The following is a 20,646-nucleotide window of genomic DNA, read 5'->3' as shown; positions in this document are numbered from 1 at the left end:
CCGCGGCGTGGCCGGCTGCTGGAAGAATGGGCCCCATGGCTGACACCCCCGCGGAAGAGCTCGTCCAACTCGTCGACGAGGACGGCACCCTCCTGGGCACCGCCCCGAAGGCGACCGTGCACACCGAGAGCACGCCGCTGCACCTCGCGTTCTCGTGCCACGTGTTCGGTTCCGACGGCCGCGTGCTCGTGACCCGCCGGGCCCTGGCCAAGAAGACCTGGCCCGGGGTCTGGACCAACGCGTTCTGCGGGCACCCGGCCCCGGGCGAGCCGTTCGAGGAGGCCATCCGGCGGCGCGCCGAACAGGAGCTCGGCCTCGAGGTCGGCTCGATCGAGCCGGTCCTGCCCGACTTCCGCTACCGGGCCGTGGACGCGTCCGGGATCGTCGAGTACGAGGTCTGCCCGGTCTTCCGCGCCGTGGCCGCCTCCGATCCCCGGGCGAACCCGGACGAGGTCGCCGAGTGGGCCTGGTCCGACCCGGCCGACTTCCGCGCCGCCGTCGCGGCCGCGCCCTATGCGTTCAGCCCGTGGCTCGTCATGCAGCTCGACGCCCTGGCCGCGCAGGGCGAGTAGGAGTCCCCCGGCGGGGGGGACCCCAGGTTTCGGTCAGAGCCCCGCGCTTCAGCACGGGGCTCTGACCGAAAGCCCGGGCAGAATCTGCCGAGGAGCCGCGTCAGGCGCCGGCGAGGAGCTCCGCCACGGCGCGGCGGACGTACTGGGCGGCATGGGCGATGGCCTCGGCAGGGGTCGGGGCGAGGTCCACGAGCGCGCCGGCGGCCTCGATGCCGTGCTCGGCGAGCTGCTCCGGCTCGGCGAGGATGCGCCCGGCCACCGCGATGACGGGGATGCCCCGGTCCCGCGCCCGGTCTGCAAGCGCGATCGGCGCCTTGCCCGTGAGCGACTGCCCGTCGAGCGAGCCCTCCCCCGTGATCACGAGGTCTGCCTCGGCCAGGCGCGCGTCGATCCCCACGAGCTCGGCCACGAGGTCGAAACCGCTTTCGAGCCGCGCCGCCGTGAAGGCGAGGAACGCCGCGGGGAAGCCGCCGGCCGCGCCGGCACCGGGGACGTCGACGTCCCGTCCCGTCGCCTCGGCGAGCAGCTTCGCCCAGGTGCGCAGGCCGGCGTCGAGCGCCGCCACCGTGTCAGGGTCCGCGCCCTTCTGCGGCCCGAAGACGTGCGCCGCGCCGTCCGGCCCGACGAGCGGGTTGCGGACGTCGACGGCGATGCGCAGGGTGGCGGCCGCGAGCCTGGGGTCGAGGGCGGACGCGTCGAGTGACGCGACCTCGGCGAGCGCAGCCCCGCCGAGCGGCACGACGTTCCCGGCCGCGTCGAGCGGCCGGAGCCCCAGGGCGCGCAGGGCGCCGGAGCCGCCGTCGGTCATCGCCGAGCCGCCGAGCCCGAGCACGATCTCCGTGGCCCCGGCGTCCAGGGCCGCCGCGATGAGCTGCCCGGCACCGTAGGAGTGGGCGCGGCCGGCGGTCTCCGGGTCCGGCTCGGAACCGAGCGCGGCGAGCCCGGAGGCCTGCGCGGTCTCGATGACGGCAGTGGTGCCGCGCAGCGCCCACGCGGCCCCGACGGGCTTGATCAGCGGACCGGTCACGGCGCGGATGCGCTCCTCGAAGCCCGCGGCGACGGCCGCCTCGAGGGTGCCCTCGCCGCCGTCGGCCACGGGGACGCGGACGATCTCGGCGTCGGGGTACACGCTCAGGGCGCCCTCCGCCATGGCGTCGGCGGCCTCGGCGGCGGTGAGGGAGCCTTTGAACTTGTCCGGGGCGATGAGGATGCGCACGCCCCTATCCTGCCAGTACCCGCTGACACAATGTCCCCATGGAGACCAATCGCGTCGAGGCCTTCAGCGACGGCGTGCTCGCCATCGCCATCACCATCATGGTGCTCGAGCTCAAGACCCCCGAGACCCCGGACCTCCACGGCCTCGCCGCGGTGCTGCCCACGCTGCTCACCTATGTGCTCAGCTTCGTGTACATCGGCATCTACTGGACCAACCACCACCACCTGATGCACCTCACCCGCAGGGTCGACGGGGGCGCGCTGTGGGCCAACCTGAACCTGCTGTTCTGGCTGTCGGTGGTCCCGTTCACCACGCGCTGGATGGACGAGAGCAGCCTCGCGGAGCTGCCCGTGCTCGTGTACGGGATCAACCTGCTGGCCGCCGCGGTCTCCTACACGATCCTGCAGACCCGGCTCATCCGCCTCCAGGGCGCCGGGAGCCGGCTCGCGCGGGCCATCCGGAACGATGTGAAGGGCAAGTGGTCCATGGCCCTCTACGTCCTCGGGTGCGCCGGGGCGTTCGTGTCCACGTGGATCAGCGTGGCCGCCTACGTGGCGGTGGCGGCGCTGTGGATCGTGCCCGACCGGCGGATCGAGCGGGCCGTCGCCGAGGGCGCCGCGACGGGCGACGACGGCAGCTGAGGGCGGCGCGGCCCTCGCCGCCGCGCCGGGGACCCCGCAACGGGGCGCCAAGGACCGCACAAGTGAGCGCCAGGGACCCCTCAGCGGGCGGGCGGGGGCCAGGCGCCGCGCCCCAGGAGCACCTCGCGCAGCACGTCGGCGCGGTCCGTGACGAGCCCATCCACGCCGGCGTCCAGGAGCCGGTGCATGTCCGGGGCCTCGTTGACGGTCCACACGTGCACCTGCAGGCCGAGCCGGTGGGCGCGCGCAACGAACCCGGGCGTCACCACCTGCAGGCCCCAGAAGTGCTCGGGCACCTGGAGCGCGCCGATGCCCCCGAGCGCGCGGCGCAGCAGCGCCTCAGGAAGGGGCGCTCCGAGGAGCCGCATCAGCCCGGCGGACTCGATGCCGGACGAGGACGCCACCGGACGCGAGAGCCGGGACAGCACCGCCCGCCGGCGGGCGTCGGAGAACGAGGTGACGAGCACCCGGTCGTGCAGGCGCATCCGCTCGATGAGCCCGGCGAGCGGCACCACGGCGCCGGCGGACTTCACGTCCACGTTGAAGGACGCCTCGGGGAGCTCCTCGACGAGCTCGGCGAAGAGCGGCACGCGCTCGGAGGCACCGATCCGGGCGGCCGCCACGGCCGCGAGGTCCAGCTCGGCCACGGCTCCGGTCCGGTCCGTGACGCGGTCGAGCCGCTCGTCGTGGAAGGCGACCAGCGCGCCGTCGCGCGTCGCCCGCACATCTGTCTCGAGGTGGGTGAATCCGAGGTCCCACGCCGCGCGGAACGCGGTGAGCGTGTTCTCGAGCCCTTCGGGGGAGAACCCGCGGTGCGCGAAGGCCATGGGGGCCGGGTGGAAGAACGGCACGGCCCCACGCTACCGCCACCCGAGTAGGCTGGCGCCATGGAGCTGAGCGCCGCGAGCCGCGAGTACTTCCGCACGCTGCCACGACGGCGGGTCGCCGCCGGCCTGGTGATCCGCGACGGGGAGGGCTGCGTCCTCGCCGTCAAGCCCAACTACCGGGACGGCTGGCTGCTGCCCGGCGGGACGGTGGACCCGGGCGAGGCCCCGCGCAAGGCCGCCCGCCGCGAGGGCCGCGAGGAGCTCGGGCTCGACATCGAGCCCGGGGCCCTGCTGCTGATCGCCCATTCGGCCTTCCCGGCCCCCGTCGGGGACGGGCTGAGCTTCCTGTACGACGGCGGATCGCTGCCCCCCGGCGCCTCCGTCTCGCTCCAGGAGGAGGAGCTCACCGAGTGGCGGTTCGTGCGGGCCGATGAGTTCGAGGAGTACTTCGGCGACCACGGGGCGCGGCACATCGAGGCCGCGCTCACGGGGCTCGCGGAGGCCCGCACGCTCGAGCTCGAGGACGGCGTCGAGGTCCTGTGAGGCAGTTCAGCCAGGTCGACGTCTTCACCTCCGAGTTCCTGCGCGGCAACCCCGTGGCCGTGGTGCACGGCGCCGACGGCATCCCCGACGAGGAGATGGCCGCGTTCGCGCGCTGGACCAACCTCTCGGAGACGACCTTCCTCCTCGCCCCCACGCAGCCGGGCGCCGACTACCGCCTCCGCATCTTCACCCCGGGCGGCGAGCTGCCCTTCGCGGGCCACCCGACGCTCGGCTCGGCCCGTGCGTGGCTCGAGGCAGGCGGGGTGCCGGCGGCCGAGGGGCGGATCGTCCAGGAGTGCGGCGTGGGCCTCGTGACGGTCAGGGACGACGGCGGGCGCCTCGCCTTCGCTGCCCCGGAGCTCCTGCGCTCGGGGCCCGTGGACCCGGCCGAGCTGGCCGTTATCGCGGCCTCGCTGGGGCTCGCCCCCGAGGAGGTCGTGGACGCCGCGTGGGTGGACAACGGGCCGGGGTGGGTCGGGCTCCTCCTGCGCGACGCGGACACGGTGCTCGGCCTCCGCCCGGACTTCGCCGCCATGGGCGCCTACCAGGTGGGCGTGATCGGCCCGCGCCCGGATGGGGATCCGGCCGCGTTCGAGGTGCGGGCGTTCTGCCCCGACCTCGCCGTCCCGGAGGATCCCGTCACCGGCAGCCTCAATGCCGGGCTCGCGCAGTGGCTCATCGCGGGCGGCCGCGCCCCGCGCTCCTACGTGGCGCAGCAGGGGACGGTCCTCGGCCGGCGCGGGCTGGTCAGGATCACCGCGGACGGTGCGGACGTCTGGGTCGGCGGGGACACGGTGATGGGTGTCCGCGGTCAGGTCGCGCTCTAGTCGAGAAGCTCCTCGGGCTCGGTGACGACGTCCACCATCGCCTCGCCCCGGAGCACGGTGATCTCCGTGCGCCGGCCGATCGCCTCGGCGAACATGTGGCGCTGGAGCGACTGGGCGTCCTTGAGGGGCTCGCCGTTGATGGCGAGCAGGAGGTCGCCGCGCCGGATGCCGCTGGACTCGGCCGGGCTTCCGCCCACAACCTCGGCGACGCGCAGCGCCCGTCGCGTCCCCGTCCGCGCTGCCCATCGCGCCTCGAGCGGGGTCGGCACGCTCACGAGTCCCAGATAGGCGCGGCGCACCCGCCCGTCGAGGCGGAGGGAGTCGAGGATCCGCCGCGTCGTGGCGTTCACCGGCACGGCGAGGCCGAGGCCGAATCCGGCCACGGCGGTGTTGATCCCGACCACGCGGCCCCGCGAGTCGGCGAGGGCCCCGCCGGAGTTGCCCGGGTTGAGCGCGGCATCAGTCTGGATGACGTCCTCGATGAGCCGTGAGGCCGTGCGGCCGCGGGCCGGGATGGACCGCCCGAGGGCGCTGACCACGCCGGCGGTGACGCTGCCCTCGAGGCCGAGCGGGCTGCCCACCGCGACCACCAGGGAGCCGACCAGCAGCGTGTCCGCGTCGCCGAACTCCGGCGGTTCTGGCACGTCGATGCTGCTGCGCAGGACGGCGAGATCGGAGAGGGGGTCGCGGCCCACCACCGCGAAGGGCCCCGCCGTGCCGTCGGCGAACGCCACCTGACCGCGGCCGAGCCGCCCGACCACGTGGGCGTTCGTCACGAGGTGCCGCTCGGCGCTGAGCACGACGGCGCTGCCGGCCCCCCGCTCGGTGCGCACCGAGGCGACGCGGGGGGTCAGGTGCCGGGCCACGCCGGTGACGACCCGGGAGTACGCGTCCATGGCCGGCTCCTCGGCTGGACGGCCGGCGTCACGGTCTTCGCTCATGCTCCTGCAACGCTTCAGGGACCGGGCCCCATGCCCGGTATCGCGCGGGGCGAACGGTGCCGCAGCAGATCCTCCGCGAAAGCTTGTTTGGATCACGCGTGTGCAGGGAAAGAGTGGACCGCTGTACAACTCACCGTTGTACATCCGACCTTAGGAGATCACCGTGCTGCTCTGGATTGCACTCATTCTGTTCGTCCTCTGGCTCCTCGGATTCATCGCGCTTCCGAGCCTCGGAGGCATCGTCCACATTCTCATCGTGCTTGCTGTCATCGCCCTGATCGTCCACTTCGTCACACGGCGCAGGGCGGTCTGACCGGCCGAGCCGGAGCCACGGGCCCCGCTCCCGCCATAATGGAGGCATTCGAATCTGAATGCTGGGCGATCAAAGGGAGTTGTCGATGAAGCTGTTCATCTGGGGCATCGTGATGCTGGCCATCTTCGTTCTGGGTCTGCTGGTGGACATCGGCGGCGGCGTCTACATGTTTCTGTGGGCCGCGCTCATGCTGATGATCATCGGCTCGATGAAGCTGTCGCACCGGCGCGCGTGACGCGGTAGCGGCCCCGGCCGGGCAGCGGACCGGCTTCACGGATCCAGGACGAGGCTGGCGGAGAGGGCCATGGGCGGGGAGACCCGCCCATGGCCCTCTCTGCTGTCAGCGCGCCTGCTGTCAGCGCACCTGCTACCGGGCCAGGCTGCCGGGCCGCGGCGCCCGGCCGACGCCCCCCGCGGCGAGCTTTCGCTCGAGGACCTGGGCGACGCCGTCGTCCTCGATGCCGGGGGCGTGCAGTTCCGTCGCGGCGAGCGCCTCGGGGTGCCCCGACGACATCGCATACCCCTCGCCGGCCCAGGCGAGCATCTCGACGTCGTTCGGCATGTCCCCGAAGGCGACCACCTCGGCGGGGACGATCCCGAGCGCGTGCGCGTACTCGGCCAGGGTCACGGCCTTGTTGACCCCGAGCGGGGCCATCTCGAGCATGGTCAGGTCCACGGCCGAGTGCGTGATCGAGACGAGGTGCGAGACGTGCGGCGCCACCACCCGCAGGTACTCCTCGGCGGTGATGCCCTCGATCTTCGCCATGAACTTCACCACCTCGTCCCCCGGGACCAGCTCGGCGAGGTCGCCGTGGCGGACCTGGTCCAGCAGGGCCCGGTGCCGGGGCTCGGCGAACGCGGTCTCCATGACGAACTCGGCCGGGGTCTCCGCCGCGAACGCGGTCTCGGGGAACAGCCCCTGGATGATTCCGCGCACCTCGAGCATCGTCTCGCGGTGGATCGCCTCCGAGGAGACCACGGACATCGTCTCGAGGTCGTAGACGAGGGCGCCGTTCGAGCAGATCACCCGCCCGGCGTGGCCGAGCTGCTCGCTCAGAGGGGTGAGCCACCGCGCCGGGCGCCCGGTGACGAAGACGAGCTCGACGCCGGCCTGCTCGCACGCGTGCAGGGCCTGCACCGTGCGCTCGGTGATCCGCCCGTCCCGGCGCAGGATCGTGCCGTCGATGTCGCTGGCCACGAGCCGCATGAGCCGCTCCACGGGGTTCCCGCCCCCGTCCGCGCCGGGCATGTCAGCGCACCTCGTACGTGCAGGTGATGGTCGCGGTCGCGAGCTCGTGGGCGGCGACGTCCCGCAGGACCCGCGATCCCTTGCTGCGCGGGGTCCCCGGCACGCTGCCGACGTCGAGGGCGTGCACGGTGAACACGTACCGGTGGGGTCCCGAGCCGCGCGGCGGCGCGGCCCCGACGAAGCCGGTGAAGCCGGCGTCGTTGAGGAGCTCGAGGCAGCCGTTGGGGAGCCCGGCCTCGGAATCGGCCGGCCCCATGCCGTCCGGGGCGCCGCCGGCGCCCTCGGGCAGCTCGTCGACCTCGGCCGGGATGTTCACCACGGCCCAGTGGCAGAAGCTGCCCGCCCGCGGGGCGTCCGGGTCCATGACGGTCACGGCGAAGCTGCGCGTCCCCTCGGGCGCGCCGCTCCAGGCCAGCTGGGGCGAGAGGTCCTGCCCGTCGAGGCCGAAGTACGCGCTCGTCTGCGGGCGCGGCAGCTCCGCGCCGTCCACGAGGTCCTGGCTCCTGAGCGAGAACGGTTCCGGGCTCATGACGCTCCTCCCGTGCGGATCTCGGCGCGCGACGGCGGGTTGGCACCGGGGCGCGAGACGGTCACCGCGGCGGCGCGCGCGGCGAAGTCGAGCATGCGGCCGAGCTCTGCGGCGTCGAGGCGGCGCAGCTCGGGGCGGCGCTGGGCGCCGTCGAGCTCGCGGTCCACGATGGCCGAGAGCAGCGCGGCCATGAAGGAGTCGCCCGCCCCGACCGTGTCCGCGACGCGCACCCTTGGGGCCTGCGCCGAGGCCTCGCCGTCCCGGCACACCGCCCATGGCCCCTCGGCGCCTCGGGTCACGACCACGAGCGCGGGCCCCTCGGGGGCGCCCAGGCCCAGCCAGCGGCGGGCGGAGTCGAGGGGGTCAGCGCCCGGGTAGAGCCAGGCGAGGTCCTCGTCCGAGGCCTTGACCACGTCGGCGAGGGCCACGAGCCGCTCGACCCGGCCGCGGACCACATCGGCGTCCGTGGTGATGGTCGGGCGGCAGTTCGGGTCGAAGGAGATGGTGGCGCGGGGCCGGGCGCGCTCCACGGCCCGCAGCACCTGGTCCGCGCCGGGCTCGAGGACCGCGGCGATCGAGCCGGTGTGCAGGAGGGTCGTGGGGCCCAGGAGCCCCTCGAGCCGGTCCCGGAGGCTGGGCAGGTGCCAGTCGAGCTCGAAGTGGTAGCTCGCCGCGCCATGGTGGTCGAGCTCGGCCAGGGCCACCGACGTGGGGCTCTCGTCCGCAGGCAGGGCCACGAGCACGTTGGCGCCCCGGAGGTGGTCGGTGAGCATCCGGCCGTTGGCATCGTCGCCGTACCGGCCGATGAACTGGACGGAGTGGTCGAGGCGCGCGAGGCCGACGGCCACGTTCAGCGGGCTCCCGCCAGGGTGGGACTCGGTGCCGGAGGGGCGGCGGACCACGTCGATGAGTCCCTCGCCGATGACTGTCAGCATGCCCTTCACGGTAGCAGCCGGGGGTGCGGGACGGACCCGCCGGAGAGGACCTAGCGCCTGGGTTGCGGCGGGGGCGCGGTCGAGGTGCGCACCACGAGCCGCGGGGCGCTGCACCGGTCCACGGCGGGGCCGGACGGATCGGCCAGCCGCGCGAGCGCCGCGGCCCCCGCCGCGGACCCGAGGGCATGCGCGTCGAGGTCCACGCTCGTGAGCCGGATGCCCGCGAGCCGGGCGATGCGGGAGTCGTCGTAGCCCACGACCGAGAGGTCCTCGGGCACCCTGAGCCCGAGCGCCTCGGCGGCCTCGCGGACGCCGAGGGCCATCTGGTCGTTGTGCGCGAACACGGCGGTGGGCCGGTCGGGGCCCTCGAGGATCCGGGCCGCGGCGGCCTGGGCTGCCTCGAAGGTGAACTCCGGTGCGGCGACGACGCGCGGCGGCAGGCCGGCGTCGTGCATCGCCTCGCGGTAGGCGCGCTGCCGCTCGGTGTGCCCTTCCCAGCGCGGGCCGGTGAGGTGCACGATCCTCGTGTGGCCGAGGTCCAGCAGGTGCCCGGTGGCGGCGCGGGCCCCGGCGGCGTCGTCGGAGTAGATGCTGTCCACGCCCTCGATCCGGCGGGCCACGCTCACGAGCGGCACGGCCGCGGCGGCCTCCCGCAGGCTCGCATCCGGGCCGGTCAGGGTCGCGGCGATGATGACGCCGACGCGCGCCTCGAGCAGGGACTCCACCTCGTCGCCGGGCTCGGCGCCGCCGCGGCGCCGCACGTCCCCGACGCTGAGGATGACCCGGACGCCCGAGCCCTCGAGCGCCTCGCGGACCCCGGCGAAGATGTCGGCGTAGACCTCGTTGTGCAGGTCGAGGAGGTAGAGGCCCACTGTGGCGGCCCGCTTGCGGGCCAGGTCCGCCGCGATGCGGTTGGGCCGGTACCCGAGCCGGCGGGCGGCCTCCAGAATGGCGTGCCGGGTCTCCTCGCTCACGCCCGGGGCGTTGCGGAACGCGAACGAGACGAGGGTCCGGGAGACGCCGACCTCCCGCGCCACGTCGGCCTGGGTGGCAGGACGCGGGGGACGGGGAGAGGACGGGGCGGCCACGTGCCCTATCGTTCCACTCTGGATCTACCCGAGATTTTTTGAAATGTTGTCCATATGACCTTACAAACTTCCCTTTCGCGCGTTAGGCTGAAGTGAGACGGGTCACAGACCCGGCAGTCTTCAGACAAAGGAGTCCCCGATGTCCGCTACGGCAGCACCGCACAATAACCCGCCGGCGACGAAGCTCCCCGCGCTCGTCCCCGGCCCCCACTCGAAGCGCCTCGGCCTCATCGCGCTCGTCGCGACGTTCGGCGGCCTGCTCTTCGGCTACGACACCGGCGTCATCAACGGCGCCCTGAACCCGATGTCCGCAGAGCTCGGCCTGACCCCCATCACGGAGGGCGTCGTCACCGCCTCGCTCGTGTTCGCGGCCGCGATCGGCGCGATCTTCGGCGGCCGCCTCTCGGACGCCTGGGGCCGCAGGACCACCATCATCCTCCTCGCCGTCCTCTTCTTCGCCGGCACCGTCGCCGTCGTGGCGACCCCCAACTTCGAGGTCCTCGTCCTGGGCCGCATCCTCCTCGGCCTCGCGGTGGGCGGCGCCTCGACGGTGGTGCCGGTGTTCCTCGCCGAGCTGGCCCCCTACGAGATCCGCGGCTCCGTGGCGGGCCGCAACGAGCTCGCGATCGTCATCGGCCAGCTCGCGGCGTTCGTCATCAACGCCGTGATCGGCAACGTCTTCGGCACCATCCCGGGTGTCTGGCGCATCATGTTCACCATCTGCGCGCTGCCCGCCGTCGCCCTGTTCTTCGGCATGCTGCGGATGCCCGAGTCGCCGCGCTGGCTCGTCGAGAAGGGCCGCCACGAGGAGGCCCTCGCCGTGCTCAAGACCGTCCGGGCCGGCGACCGCGCGGTGGCCGAGCTCGCCGACGTCGAGCTCGTGGCCAAGGAGGAGCGCGAGAGCCACCAGATCGGCTGGCGCGCCATCTTCTCCAACAAGAACCTGCTCCGCATCCTCCTGGTCGCGATCGGCCTCGGCGTGGCCCAGCAGCTCACGGGCATCAACTCGATCATGTACTACGGCCAGACCGTGCTCACCGAGTCCGGCTTCAGCAAGGACGGCGCGCTGATCGCCAACATCGCCCCCGGCGTCATCGCCGTGGTCGGCGGCATCATCGCCCTGAAGATGATGGACCGCCTCGACCGCCGGACCACCTTCATCACGGGCCTCTCGCTCACCACCGCCTGCCACGTGCTCATCGGCATCGCCTCGATGGCCCTGCCGGTCGGCAACCCGGCCCGCCCCTTCGTGATCCTGTTCCTCGTCGTGGCGTTCGTCGGCTCGATGCAGACCTTCCTCAATATCGCCGTCTGGGTCTACCTCTCGGAGATCTTCCCGCTGCACATGCGCGGCTTCGGGATCGGCGTCGCGGTGTTCGCCCTGTGGGTGGTCAACGGGTTCCTCTCGCTCTACTTCCCCTCGATGGTCGCCGCGATGGGGATCACGGGAACGTTCTTCCTCTTCGCCGTGGTCGGCGCCCTCGCCCTGGTCTTCGTCATCACCCAGGTGCCCGAGAGCCGCGGGCGCACCCTCGAGGCCCTCGAGGAGGACGTCACCACCGGCGCGATCTACCTCGTGCACAAGAAGTAGCCGCTCCCGGCGGGCGGGACGTGCGGTCCTGCCCACATTGGGCCACGATCACCGGCGTGCCTCGCGAGGCACGCCGGTGATCGGCGTGTGCGGCGGCCCAAGCTGGACAGGAACGGACGGCACCGGTCCGCGGCCCGGGTGTCGGCGCCGGTTGCTACGGTTCTTGCATGGCCTCCACCTATGACCACCTCGACGCCGGGCAGCGCGCCATCGTGGACGCGTCCGTCGCGACGTACGAGCGCGTCCGGCCGATGCTCAAGAGCGTCACGAGGGACATGATCCAGACGCTCATCTCGATGTTCAAGGACGCCGAGGTGACGCCGCTGTTCGTCACGGGCCGCACCAAGACGGTCGAGTCCTTCCGGGAGAAGATCTCCCGGCTCGACCCGCCGGCCGTGCCGGGAGGCGAGCCCACGCTCAAGTTCCCCGACCCGTTCCGGACGCTCAACGACATGGTCGGGGTCCGCGTCATCACCAAGCTGCCCGCCGAGAACGCCGTGGTGGCGAACCTCATCAAGCGGCAGCGGCAGATCTTCGACTGCCGCGGAGACCGCGAGAAGGCCATCGGCTCGATCGAGTCGGGCACGTACGGGTACTCGAGTCGGCACCTGATCCTGCGCACGCTCCAGAACGACACCGTGCGCGCCTACCAGGCCGTGTTCAACCCCGAGCTGCCGGCCAACGGCTCCTACTTCTTCGAATGCCAGATCCGGACCGTCTTCGCGCACGCCTGGAGCGAGATCGAGCACGACATCCGGTTCAAGGGCGAGGACCCGAGGGCCTGGAGCCCCCAGTTCGACCGGCAGTTCACCGCCACGGCGGCCATGCTCGAGGTCGTGGAGAAGGAGTTCGCCGAGCTCCACGAGCGCTACGAGACCGTGGTGAGCTTCTGGGACGAGGCCGGCGAGGGCGCCGCCCCGCTCACCCCCGAGCGCATCCGCGAGGTCTGGCAGACCCTCTTGCCGCACGTGGACCGGAAGATCGACGACGACTGGGGCTGGGCCGCCGAGCTCGTGGCCGCCCACGGGCTCACCGAGACGCGCCAGCTGGTCGAGCTGCTCGACGCCGAGCGGATCACCGACGTCCGCAAGGCCCTGGACCACCGGTACTCCCCCGGCCCCGACCGCCTCCTCGACGACCTCCTGCTGTGGCGCTACGGCCGGGAGCACATCGAGCTCACGGCCGAGCCGGCCGACGCCGGGCCCCACCCCCGGCGGGACTCCCTCCAGCGGCGGCTGAAGCAGATCGAGCGCTACCGCCTGACCGGCCGGTAGGCGGCAGCGCCCGGCCCGCTCAGCCGCCCTGGCCGCCCAGGGCCGCCAGGAGCGCAGTGCCGTTCGGGGACCCCAGGCCCGTGCACGGGTCCCAGCCGGGGCCCGCGTGGTAGGTGCCGTTGCTGCCCGAGGTGATGTCCCGGAAGGCCCCCGCCTGCGCGTAGAGCGCGGGCTGGAGCAGCCCGAAGCGCCGGCCCGTGGCCTGGGCCAGCCGGGCGACGAGGGCCGCCCACAGCGGGGCCACCGCGCTCGTCCCGCCGATCACCATGTCGGTCCCGTCCACGCGGACCCGGTAGCCGGTCTGCGGGTCGGCGACCGCGCTCACGTCGGGGACGCCGCGGCCGTGCTTCGCCGGGTGCGGCCCGGGCTTGGGCCTGTGCCGGGCGGCCGCAGCCGACGAGTTCTGCCAGGCCGGGGCGGGGAAGACGTCGCTGTACCCGCCTCCGGTCGCGGACGTGGTCGGCGAATCGTTCCAGACCGTCTCCGAGGTGATGGTCCCGGACGCAGCGTCGGCGACCAGACGGGTGCCCCCGCACGCGAGCGCGTGGGGGCTCGAGGCGGGGAAGTCGGCGTGGTCCTTGCCGTCGCCGACGCCATCCGTGCTGCCGCGGTCCCCCGCCGCCGCGGTGACGGTGACGCCGAGGGCCGCCGCGTCGGCGAGTGCCTGGTCCATCGCGTTGCGCGCCTGGGCGGTCCAGGCGTCCTCGCTCTGGCCCCAGCTGATGCTCAGGGAACAGGGGGCCGGCGTGGCGTGCGAGGCCTGCACGAGCGCGTCGAGGAAGCCGGCGTCGGTGTTCGGGCCGAAATAGACGCTGATCGCGGCCTTGGGGGCCAGGGCGCCCACCACTTCGATGTCGAGCAGCACCTCCCCGTCCGCGCCCTGCGGGTCCTGGCCGGGCTGGTTCGCGGCGCCGTCCACCCCCACGGCGGTGACCGAGGGGGTGGCGAGGCCCAGGCCGCCGAAGTAGGCGTCGAGGTCCGCCTGCCCGAACCCGCCACCGAGCTCGAGGATGGCGACCGCCTGGCCCGTGCCGTCCATCCCGGCGGGGAATCCGTAGATCCGGCCGAGGTCCGGCGGGCTGTAGCTCGTGCCGGCGGCGGCGCGCGGGATCGCCCGGAACTGCGCGCGTGCCTGGGGACGGTCGTCGAGGCCGAGGACCGCCGTGACCACGCCGTCCAGCGAGGCGGGAATCCGGAGGCTTCCGGTGCGGTGCCGGTGCGCGACGGACTGCCCGTGCGGCCCGGAGCTCGTGACGCTCTCGAGGCTCGTGCCGAAGATCCGGCAGAGCTGCTCGACGGTGCCGGCCAGGCGGATCCTGCGGGAGGCGGCGTCGGCCTCCACCACCTCGGCCCCGAGCCGGGTGAACGTCTCGGTGGCGAGCCTGAGGTCCTCGTCCGAGGCGCCGTGGCGCGCGGCGAGCTCCTCCGGCGAGAGCGGCGCCTCGGAGGGCTCCGACGGAAGGGGGGCCCTGCGGCGCAGCACCACGGTGATCTGGATGCGTTCGGCCGGGTCGGCCGCCTGGCGCGCCGCGAGGCCGGGGGCGGGGGCGCGCTCCGAGCCCTCGAGGATGACGCTGGGCTCCTCGGCGGAGGATCCGGGGGCTGGCTGGTCGGTCATGGCGTTCTCCGTTCGTGGGCCCCGCGGGCCCGTGGCTGCAGGAGGGTGCGGTCCGGTACCGGCGACGATACGACCCGGGCGGCGCGCAGACCATGCCCGCGGTCGGCGATTCGCCGTCCGGATGACGGGCGCGAGTCGCTTGATTAGGTGCCCGATGCAACCATAGGACCGTGATCCCCGCGCCATCCCAGCAGACAGCCCCTGCCCCCGCGCCCTCGAGCGCCGACCGCGACGCGAAGCTCGCCGTCACCGTCTTCCCGGTCCTCGTGCTCCTCGCAGGCCTCGTCGGCTTCCTCATCCCCGGCCCGATCAAGGCCGGAGCGCCGGCGGTGCCGTACCTCCTCGGCGTCATCATGTTCTGCATGGGGCTCACGCTCACCCCGCCCGACTTCGCCTCCGTGGCCAGGAGGCCGTGGGCGGTGGCCCTCGGCCTCGTGGCGCACTACGTGATCATGCCGGGGGCCGGCTGGGCCATCGCCACGGCGCTGCAGCTGCCGCCGGAGCTGGCCGTCGGCGTGATCCTCGTGGGCTGCGCGCCCTCGGGCACGGCGTCGAACGTCATGGCCTACCTCGCCAAGGGCGACGTCGCGCTCTCCGTGGCCGTCGCGACCGTCTCCACCCTCGTGGCGCCGCTCGTGACCCCGGCGCTGACGCTCCTGCTCGCGGGCTCGTTCCTGCACGTCGACGCCGGGAGCATGATCCTGGACATCGTCAAGACCGTGCTGATCCCGGTGGTCCTCGGGCTCGTGGTCCGCGTGTTCCTCAGGAAGGCCGTGGCGAAGGTCCTGCCCGCGCTGCCCTGGATCTCGGCGGCCGTCATCGCCGCGATCGTGGCGATCGTCGTAGCCGGCTCGGCCAGCATGCTCGTGGCCGCGGGCGGGATCGTGCTGCTCGCCGTAGTGCTCCACAACGGCTTCGGACTGGGCCTCGGCTACCTCGCCGGGAAGGCCGGCCGCCTCGACCGCAGGGCCCGCCGCGCGCTCGCCTTCGAGGTGGGGATGCAGAACTCCGGCCTCGCCGCGACGTTGGCCGCCGCGCACTTCACGCCGCTCGCGGCGCTGCCCTCGGCGGTGTTCTCCGTGTGGCACAACGTCTCCGGAGCAGTCGTGGCAGCGTGGCTCGCCCGCCGTCCGGTGCCCGACGCCGGGCAGGCGCGGCGCGCCGGGCGCTAGGGTTTTTCCCCGGCGGCGGCTGGGGTAAGAGGCCGGTATCCCGATTCGTCCCGATGGAAAGGACCCGGCCATGAAGGCTTCCGACCAGCTTGCCCACGGACTGCAGGCGATCCTCGTGGATCTCATCGAGCTCTCGCTCCAGGGCAAGCAGGCGCACTGGAACATCGTGGGACCGAACTTCCGCGACCTGCACCTGCAGCTCGACGAGGTGGTGGCGGCGGCCCGGCTCCACGCCGACGAAGTCGCCGAGCGCCTGCGCGCCCTCCACGCGGTTCCGGACGGCCGGACCGCCACGGTCGCCAAGACCACCTCGCTGTCCGAGCCCAATGACGGCCTCGTGAGCACCTCCAGCACGGTCGACGCCGTCGTGGCCGCCATCGACTCCGTCTGCGCCACCGTGCGCGGGGTGTACGACGCCGTGGAGAAGGACGACGCCGCCACGACCGACATCCTCAACCAGATCCTGCTCCAGCTGGAGAAGCTCTCGTGGATGGTCGGCGCGGAGAAGGCCAAGACGACCGCCCCCTAGGGCACCGGCCTAGGCCGGCAGCACAGCCTGCGCGGCCTCCTCGAGCGCCCGCCGCACGGCCAGCATCACGGGATTCTGCGCCGCCGCCGAGCGCATGGAGGTGAAGACGGTCCGGTGCGGGGCGCCGTCGAGCGCCACGAGCCGCGCCACGGGAGTCCTTCCCACCCAGACGAGGTCCGGCAGGAAGGCCACGGCGTTGCCCGATTCGACGAGGCGGACGTGCGCCTGCAGGTCCGCGGTCTCGTAGCGCACGTCCGGCTCGAAGCCGGCGGCGCGGCAGCTCTGCTCGGCCCAGTGCCGCGAGGCTGCGCCGTGCGGCTCCATGACCCACGGCAGTGCCGCTGCCCCGGACAGGCCGTCCGCGGCGTCGAAGGCCTGACCGGTGCCCGCCGGCGGAAGGGCGAGCCGGATCGCGTCCTGGATGAGGCGCTGCCGGTCCAGGCCGGGGTAGTGGGGGGCAGCGTGGTGGGGGTACTGCTCTGCCACGACGATGTCGAAGCTGCGCGCCCAGGTCTCGCGCAGCGCGGTCTCCGGCTCGTGCTGGACCATCTCGACCCGCAGGAGCGGATGCCGCTCCCCCAGGGCGCGCAGGGCGGCAGGCAGGAGCGCGAGCGCTGCGGTCTGGAAGACCGCGAGCCGGACGGTTCCCTGGACCTCGCTCGCGCTCGCGGCGAGCGCCGCCTCGGTACGCTCGAGTTCGGCGAGCAGGTTCTCCGTGTGCGCCACGAGCACCTCGGCTTCGGGGGTGAGCACGACGCCGCGGCCGGACTTCCGCGTCAGCGGCACCCCTGCCTCGCCCTCGAGCAGGGCCAGCTGCTGCGACACCGACGAGGGGCTGTAGGCGAGGGCCTCCGCCACCCCGGCGAGCGTCCCCCGGATGCTCAGTTCGCGCAGCAGTCTGAGCCGGCGGATCTCGAGCATGATGCCTCCCAATTCATCGGATTTCCTCACGGGTATCGATCGGAAATCATCGCTTCTCCTTTCGTATTGTGCGTCACATACTGGCTCCATGACCACGCACATCCAGGCCCGGCGCTCTGCGGGCCGCATTGACGAATCCCCGGCCCAGGCACCCGCTTCGGCGGCCCCGGCCGCGCCGCATCCGATCCGCCCGCAGGACCTCGCGGACGCCGCCGTCGCGCAGGTCCGCTCCTGGCTCGACGCCGCCGCCGCGCTTCCGGTCGATCCCGCCGCCGCCCAGCTCGCGGGCGTGCTCCAGGACCCGGACGGCCTGCCCTTCACCGTGGGCTTCGTGGACGGTGTGGTGCGCCCGGAGGACCTCGGCGTCGCGGCCCGCAACCTCAAGGCCCTCTCGGCCAAGGCGCCCGGCTTCCTTCCGTGGCCCCTGCGGGCAGCGCTCGCAGCGGGCGGGGCGCTGGCCCCGGCGGCGCCCGGCGTGGTGGTTCCCGTGGCCCGACGCGTGCTGCGCGAGATGGTGGGCCACCTCATCGTGGACGCCTCGGATGCCCGGCTCGGCCCCGCCATCGCCAAGATCCGCAAGCCCGGGATCCGGCTGAACATGAACCTGCTCGGAGAGGCGATCCTCGGCCGGGGCGAGGCGGCCCGGCGGCTCGAGGGGACCCGGCGCCTGCTCGCCCGCGACGACGTGGACTACGTCTCGATCAAGGTTTCCGCGACGGTGGCCCCGCACAACCACTGGGCCTTCGAGGAGGCGGTGGAGCACATCGTCGAGTCGCTCACGCCGCTGTACCGCCTGGCGGCCTCGGCCCCCACGCGCAAGTTCATCAACCTCGACATGGAGGAGTACAAGGACCTCGACCTGACCATCGCCGTCTTCACGCAGCTGCTCGAGCGCGAGGAGTTCCGGGGGCTCGAGGCCGGGATCGTCCTCCAGGCGTACCTTCCCGACGCCCTCGGGGCGATGGTCCACCTCCAGGAGTGGGCCGCGCGGCGCGTCGCCGGCGGCGGCGCGCCGATCAAGGTGCGCGTGGTCAAGGGCGCCAACCTGCCCATGGAGCACGTGGATGCCGAGATCCACGGCTGGCCGGCGGCCACCTGGGGCTCCAAGCGCGAGACCGACACGTCCTACAAGGCGATCCTCGACTACTCGCTCACGCCCGAGCACCTGGCCAACGTGCGCGTGGGGGTGGCCGGGCACAACCTGTTCGACGTCGCCCTCGCGTGGCTGCTCGCGAAGGCCCGCGGGGTGGACACCGGGGTGAGCGCCGGCTCGGGCCTGATCGAGTTCGAGATGCTCCTCGGCATGGCCTCCGCCCAGGCGCAGGCGGTCCTGGCCGATGTGGGCCACCTGCTGCTCTACACCCCCGTGGTCCACCCGGACGAGTTCGACGTCGCCATCGCCTATCTCATCCGCCGCCTCGAGGAGGGTGCGAGCCAGGAGAACTTCATGTCCGCGGTCTTCGAGCTGGGCTCGGACGACCCCCGCGGCGCTGCCCTCTTCGAGCGCGAGAAGGAGCGCTTCCTCGCCTCGCTCGAGGCGCTCGGCTCCGCGCCGTTCACGGGCCCCGACGGCCGGCCGGCCATTCCTGGCCCGAACCGGACGCAGGACCGCAACCGGGACGTCCCCGCCCCGTCCGGGGAGCGCCTCCTCCAGGCCGTCTCGGGCGACTCCCAGCATCTGACGTCGAGGGGGAAGGCCGGGGCCGGGTTCGCCAACACCCCGGATACCGACCCGGACCTCCCCGCGAACCGCGCCTGGGGTCGCGCGATCATCGCCCGATCGGAAGACAGCCGCATCGGCATGGACACGATCGAGCAGGCGACGATCGGCACCGAGGGCGAGCTCGACGGCGTCGTCCGCGCGGCTGCCGCCGCCGGCGAGGCGTGGGGCGCGCTCACCGGCGCCCAGCGCGCCGCCGTGCTGGACGAGATGGGCCGCTCGCTCGAGCGGCACCGCGCGGGCCTGCTCGAGGCCATGGCCTCCGAGGCCGGCAAGACCCTCGACCAGGGCGATCCCGAGGTCTCCGAGGCGGTCGACTTCGCCCACTACTACGCGACGCTGGCCCGCGAGCTCGACGCCGTGGAGGGCGCCCGCTTCGTTCCCAGCCGCCTCACCGTCGTGACGCCGCCGTGGAACTTCCCGGTGGCGATCCCGGCCGGGTCCACGCTCGCGGCGCTCGCCGCGGGCTCCGGCGTCGTCATCAAGCCCGCCCAGCAGGCGCGCCGCTGCGGCGCAGTCATGGTCGCCGCCCTGTGGGAGGCGCTCGAGGCGACGCGCGCGCAGACCGGGGTGGGGCCCGAGGTGCTCGAGCTCGTCCAGCTGCCCGAGCGGGGGCTCGGCCGGCAGCTCATCGCTCATCCCGAGGTCGACCGTGTGATCCTGACGGGCGGCTACGAGACCGCGCAGCTGTTCCGCTCCTTCCGGCCGGACCTGCCGCTGCTCGCCGAGACGAGCGGGAAGAACGCCATCATCGTCACGCCGAGCGCGGACCTGGACCTCGCGGCGAAGGACGTGGCCTACTCGGCCTTCGGGCACGCTGGGCAGAAGTGCTCGGCCGCCTCGCTCGTGGTCCTCGTAGGCTCCGTCGCCCGGTCCCAGCGGTTCCGCAACCAGCTCGTCGACGCGGTCGAATCGCTCCACGTCGGCTACCCGTGGGACCCTCGCAGCCAAATGGGCCCCGTGATCGAGTCTCCGGGTGAGAAGCTGCGCCGCGGCCTCACCGAGCTCGGGCCGGGCGAGCACTGGGTGCTCGAGCCGCGCCAGCTGGACGACTCGGGCAAGCTCTGGAGCCCCGGGGTGCGCGCAGGCGTGCGCCCGGGCAGCGAGTACCACCTGACCGAGTACTTCGGCCCCGTCCTCGGCGTCATGACCGCCAGGACGCTCGAGGAGGCCGTGCAGCTCGTCAACCGGGTCGACTACGGCCTCACCTCCGGCCTCCACTCCCTCGATGCCGCCGAGATCGACTACTGGGCAGGGCACATCGAGGCCGGCAACCTCTACGTCAACCGCGGCATCACGGGCGCCATCGTCCAGCGGCAGCCCTTCGGCGGCTGGAAGAAGTCCGCGGTCGGCGCCGGGGCGAAGGCCGGCGGCCCCAACTACCTCGTGGGCCTCGGCTCGTGGACGGACGCCCCGGACGGGACCGCGCCGGCGGCAGAGCGGAACCTCGGCCGCGCCGCCGCGGAACTCCTCGCTGCCGCCCGCACCGCACTCCCCGCCGACGACGCCGCGTGGCTGGCGGCCGCCCTCGGCTCGGACGCCGCAGCCTGGGCCGAAGAGTTCGGGGTCTCGAAGGACGTCTCGGCACTGGCCTGCGAGCGCAACGTGTTCCGCTACCGCCCCGTCCCGGTGACCGTCCGGTTCGACGCGGCGACCTCGGGACACGGGGCTGCCGAACTGCTGCGGGTGGCAGCAGCCGGGCTGGTGGCGGGATCCACCGTGACGGTGAGCACCGCCGTCGGCCTTCCGGGGCAGGCCCAGGACGTGCTGCGCCGCCACGGCGTGACCGTGGTGGTCGAGGACTCCGCCGCGTGGCTGCGGCGCGCGGCGGGCCTGGGGTCGGGACGGGTCCGGCTCATCGCCGGGACGGACGACGACGCGGCCTCCTCCGCGCGGGTCCTCGCCGACGCCGTGGGCGGCACCCCGGACGTGGCCGTCTACGCGCACCCTGTCGTGTCCGCCGGCCGCGTGGAACTGCTCCCCTTCCTCCACGAGCAGGCCGTCTCCGTCACGGCGCACCGCTTCGGGAACCCGAACCCGACGGCAATGACTGTCAAGCTCTGACTCGACGACGGTGCATCAGGCGGGACCGCACGCTCCGGGAGCGACGCCACACCGGGCGGGACCGCATGCTGGACGG

20 protein-coding genes are annotated in these 20,646 nt (G+C 73.4%); 11 read left to right on the top strand and 9 right to left on the bottom strand.

The window, feature by feature from the left end:
• Positions 1-35 precede the first annotated feature (35 nt).
• On the top strand, positions 36-572 hold the full coding sequence (idi, locus tag ACVWWH_RS05245) for an isopentenyl-diphosphate Delta-isomerase (protein ID WP_457315896.1): 537 nt from the start codon (positions 36-38) through the stop codon (positions 570-572).
• Positions 573-672: 100 nt separating this feature from the next.
• On the opposite strand, the gene ACVWWH_RS05240 is transcribed toward idi, so the two are convergent.
• On the bottom strand, positions 673-1,788 hold the full coding sequence (locus tag ACVWWH_RS05240; RefSeq protein ID WP_066494489.1) for a glycerate kinase: 1,116 nt from the start codon (positions 1,786-1,788) through the stop codon (positions 673-675).
• A gap of 38 nt (positions 1,789-1,826) precedes the next feature.
• On the opposite strand from ACVWWH_RS05240, the gene ACVWWH_RS05235 reads away from it, so the two are divergent.
• Positions 1,827-2,429 carry a TMEM175 family protein gene (locus tag ACVWWH_RS05235; protein ID WP_457315895.1) on the top strand — a complete coding sequence of 201 codons (603 nt, stop codon included), beginning with the start codon at positions 1,827-1,829 and terminating at the stop codon, positions 2,427-2,429.
• Positions 2,430-2,509: 80 nt separating this feature from the next.
• Here the strand turns inward: ACVWWH_RS05235 and ACVWWH_RS05230 are convergent, their stop codons facing one another.
• Positions 2,510-3,256: a glycerophosphodiester phosphodiesterase family protein gene (locus tag ACVWWH_RS05230; RefSeq protein WP_084249695.1), complete on the bottom strand. Its 747-nt coding sequence runs from the start codon at positions 3,254-3,256 to the stop codon at positions 2,510-2,512.
• Between the two features lie 60 nt (positions 3,257-3,316).
• On the opposite strand from ACVWWH_RS05230, the gene ACVWWH_RS05225 reads away from it, so the two are divergent.
• Positions 3,317-3,799 (top strand): NUDIX domain-containing protein, encoded by a 483-nt coding sequence (locus ACVWWH_RS05225; RefSeq protein ID WP_066494483.1) that lies wholly within the window; start codon positions 3,317-3,319, stop codon positions 3,797-3,799.
• Positions 3,796-4,626 (top strand): PhzF family phenazine biosynthesis protein, encoded by an 831-nt coding sequence (locus ACVWWH_RS05220; RefSeq protein WP_457315894.1) that lies wholly within the window; start codon positions 3,796-3,798, stop codon positions 4,624-4,626. Before ACVWWH_RS05225 ends, ACVWWH_RS05220 begins: the two co-directional genes overlap by 4 nt.
• Here ACVWWH_RS05220 and ACVWWH_RS05215 read toward each other — a convergent pair.
• Positions 4,623-5,567, bottom strand: coding sequence for a S1C family serine protease (locus ACVWWH_RS05215; RefSeq protein WP_457315893.1), 945 nt, complete (start codon positions 5,565-5,567; stop codon positions 4,623-4,625). The genes ACVWWH_RS05220 and ACVWWH_RS05215 overlap by 4 nt on opposite strands.
• 163 nt (positions 5,568-5,730) lie before the next feature.
• On the opposite strand from ACVWWH_RS05215, the gene ACVWWH_RS05210 reads away from it, so the two are divergent.
• A complete protein-coding gene (locus ACVWWH_RS05210) occupies positions 5,731-5,880 on the top strand; it encodes a lmo0937 family membrane protein (protein ID WP_141305408.1) in 150 nt (49 codons plus the stop codon).
• 85 nt (positions 5,881-5,965) lie between these two features.
• Complete coding sequence (locus ACVWWH_RS05205; protein WP_157089098.1) at positions 5,966-6,115, top strand: hypothetical protein; 150 nt, start codon at positions 5,966-5,968, stop codon at positions 6,113-6,115.
• Positions 6,116-6,247: 132 nt separating this feature from the next.
• On the opposite strand, the gene ACVWWH_RS05200 is transcribed toward ACVWWH_RS05205, so the two are convergent.
• From ACVWWH_RS05200 to ACVWWH_RS05185, 4 genes are read right to left on the bottom strand one after another with little or no spacing between them, the layout of a single operon-like run.
• Complete coding sequence (locus ACVWWH_RS05200) at positions 6,248-7,087, bottom strand: HAD family hydrolase (RefSeq protein ID WP_066501792.1); 840 nt, start codon at positions 7,085-7,087, stop codon at positions 6,248-6,250.
• A 43-nt stretch (positions 7,088-7,130) separates the two neighbouring features.
• Positions 7,131-7,658, bottom strand: coding sequence for a YbhB/YbcL family Raf kinase inhibitor-like protein (locus ACVWWH_RS05195; protein ID WP_066494480.1), 528 nt, complete (start codon positions 7,656-7,658; stop codon positions 7,131-7,133).
• Complete coding sequence (locus ACVWWH_RS05190) at positions 7,655-8,593, bottom strand: carbohydrate kinase family protein (RefSeq protein ID WP_457315892.1); 939 nt, start codon at positions 8,591-8,593, stop codon at positions 7,655-7,657. The genes ACVWWH_RS05195 and ACVWWH_RS05190 overlap by 4 nt, the downstream gene beginning before the upstream one ends.
• Before the next feature lie 50 nt (positions 8,594-8,643).
• Positions 8,644-9,681: a LacI family DNA-binding transcriptional regulator gene (locus tag ACVWWH_RS05185; protein ID WP_066494476.1), complete on the bottom strand. Its 1,038-nt coding sequence runs from the start codon at positions 9,679-9,681 to the stop codon at positions 8,644-8,646.
• Positions 9,682-9,820: 139 nt separating this feature from the next.
• On the opposite strand from ACVWWH_RS05185, the gene ACVWWH_RS05180 reads away from it, so the two are divergent.
• Both ACVWWH_RS05180 and ACVWWH_RS05175 read left to right on the top strand, forming a co-directional pair.
• Positions 9,821-11,272 (top strand): sugar porter family MFS transporter, encoded by a 1,452-nt coding sequence (locus ACVWWH_RS05180; RefSeq protein ID WP_457315891.1) that lies wholly within the window; start codon positions 9,821-9,823, stop codon positions 11,270-11,272.
• Between the two features lie 167 nt (positions 11,273-11,439).
• Complete coding sequence (locus tag ACVWWH_RS05175) at positions 11,440-12,546, top strand: GTP pyrophosphokinase (protein WP_066494474.1); 1,107 nt, start codon at positions 11,440-11,442, stop codon at positions 12,544-12,546.
• Positions 12,547-12,565: 19 nt separating this feature from the next.
• On the opposite strand, the gene ACVWWH_RS05170 is transcribed toward ACVWWH_RS05175, so the two are convergent.
• A complete protein-coding gene (locus ACVWWH_RS05170; RefSeq protein ID WP_457315890.1) occupies positions 12,566-14,164 on the bottom strand; it encodes a S53 family peptidase in 1,599 nt (532 codons plus the stop codon).
• Positions 14,165-14,337: 173 nt separating this feature from the next.
• On the opposite strand from ACVWWH_RS05170, the gene ACVWWH_RS05165 reads away from it, so the two are divergent.
• A complete protein-coding gene (locus ACVWWH_RS05165) occupies positions 14,338-15,336 on the top strand; it encodes a bile acid:sodium symporter family protein (protein WP_457316005.1) in 999 nt (332 codons plus the stop codon).
• Positions 15,337-15,406: 70 nt separating this feature from the next.
• Complete coding sequence (locus ACVWWH_RS05160; RefSeq protein ID WP_066494468.1) at positions 15,407-15,865, top strand: Dps family protein; 459 nt, start codon at positions 15,407-15,409, stop codon at positions 15,863-15,865.
• Positions 15,866-15,874: 9 nt separating this feature from the next.
• On the opposite strand, the gene ACVWWH_RS05155 is transcribed toward ACVWWH_RS05160, so the two are convergent.
• Complete coding sequence (locus tag ACVWWH_RS05155; RefSeq protein ID WP_457315889.1) at positions 15,875-16,786, bottom strand: LysR family transcriptional regulator; 912 nt, start codon at positions 16,784-16,786, stop codon at positions 15,875-15,877.
• Between the two features lie 88 nt (positions 16,787-16,874).
• On the opposite strand from ACVWWH_RS05155, the gene ACVWWH_RS05150 reads away from it, so the two are divergent.
• Positions 16,875-20,570 carry a proline dehydrogenase family protein gene (locus ACVWWH_RS05150; protein ID WP_457315888.1) on the top strand — a complete coding sequence of 1,232 codons (3,696 nt, stop codon included), beginning with the start codon at positions 16,875-16,877 and terminating at the stop codon, positions 20,568-20,570.
• Positions 20,571-20,646 lie beyond the last annotated feature (76 nt).

This window comes from Sinomonas sp. RB5 (assembly GCF_054063535.1).
The sequence above is the reverse complement of the archived record's forward strand: the minus strand, read 5'-3'. Positions and strand labels throughout refer to the sequence as shown.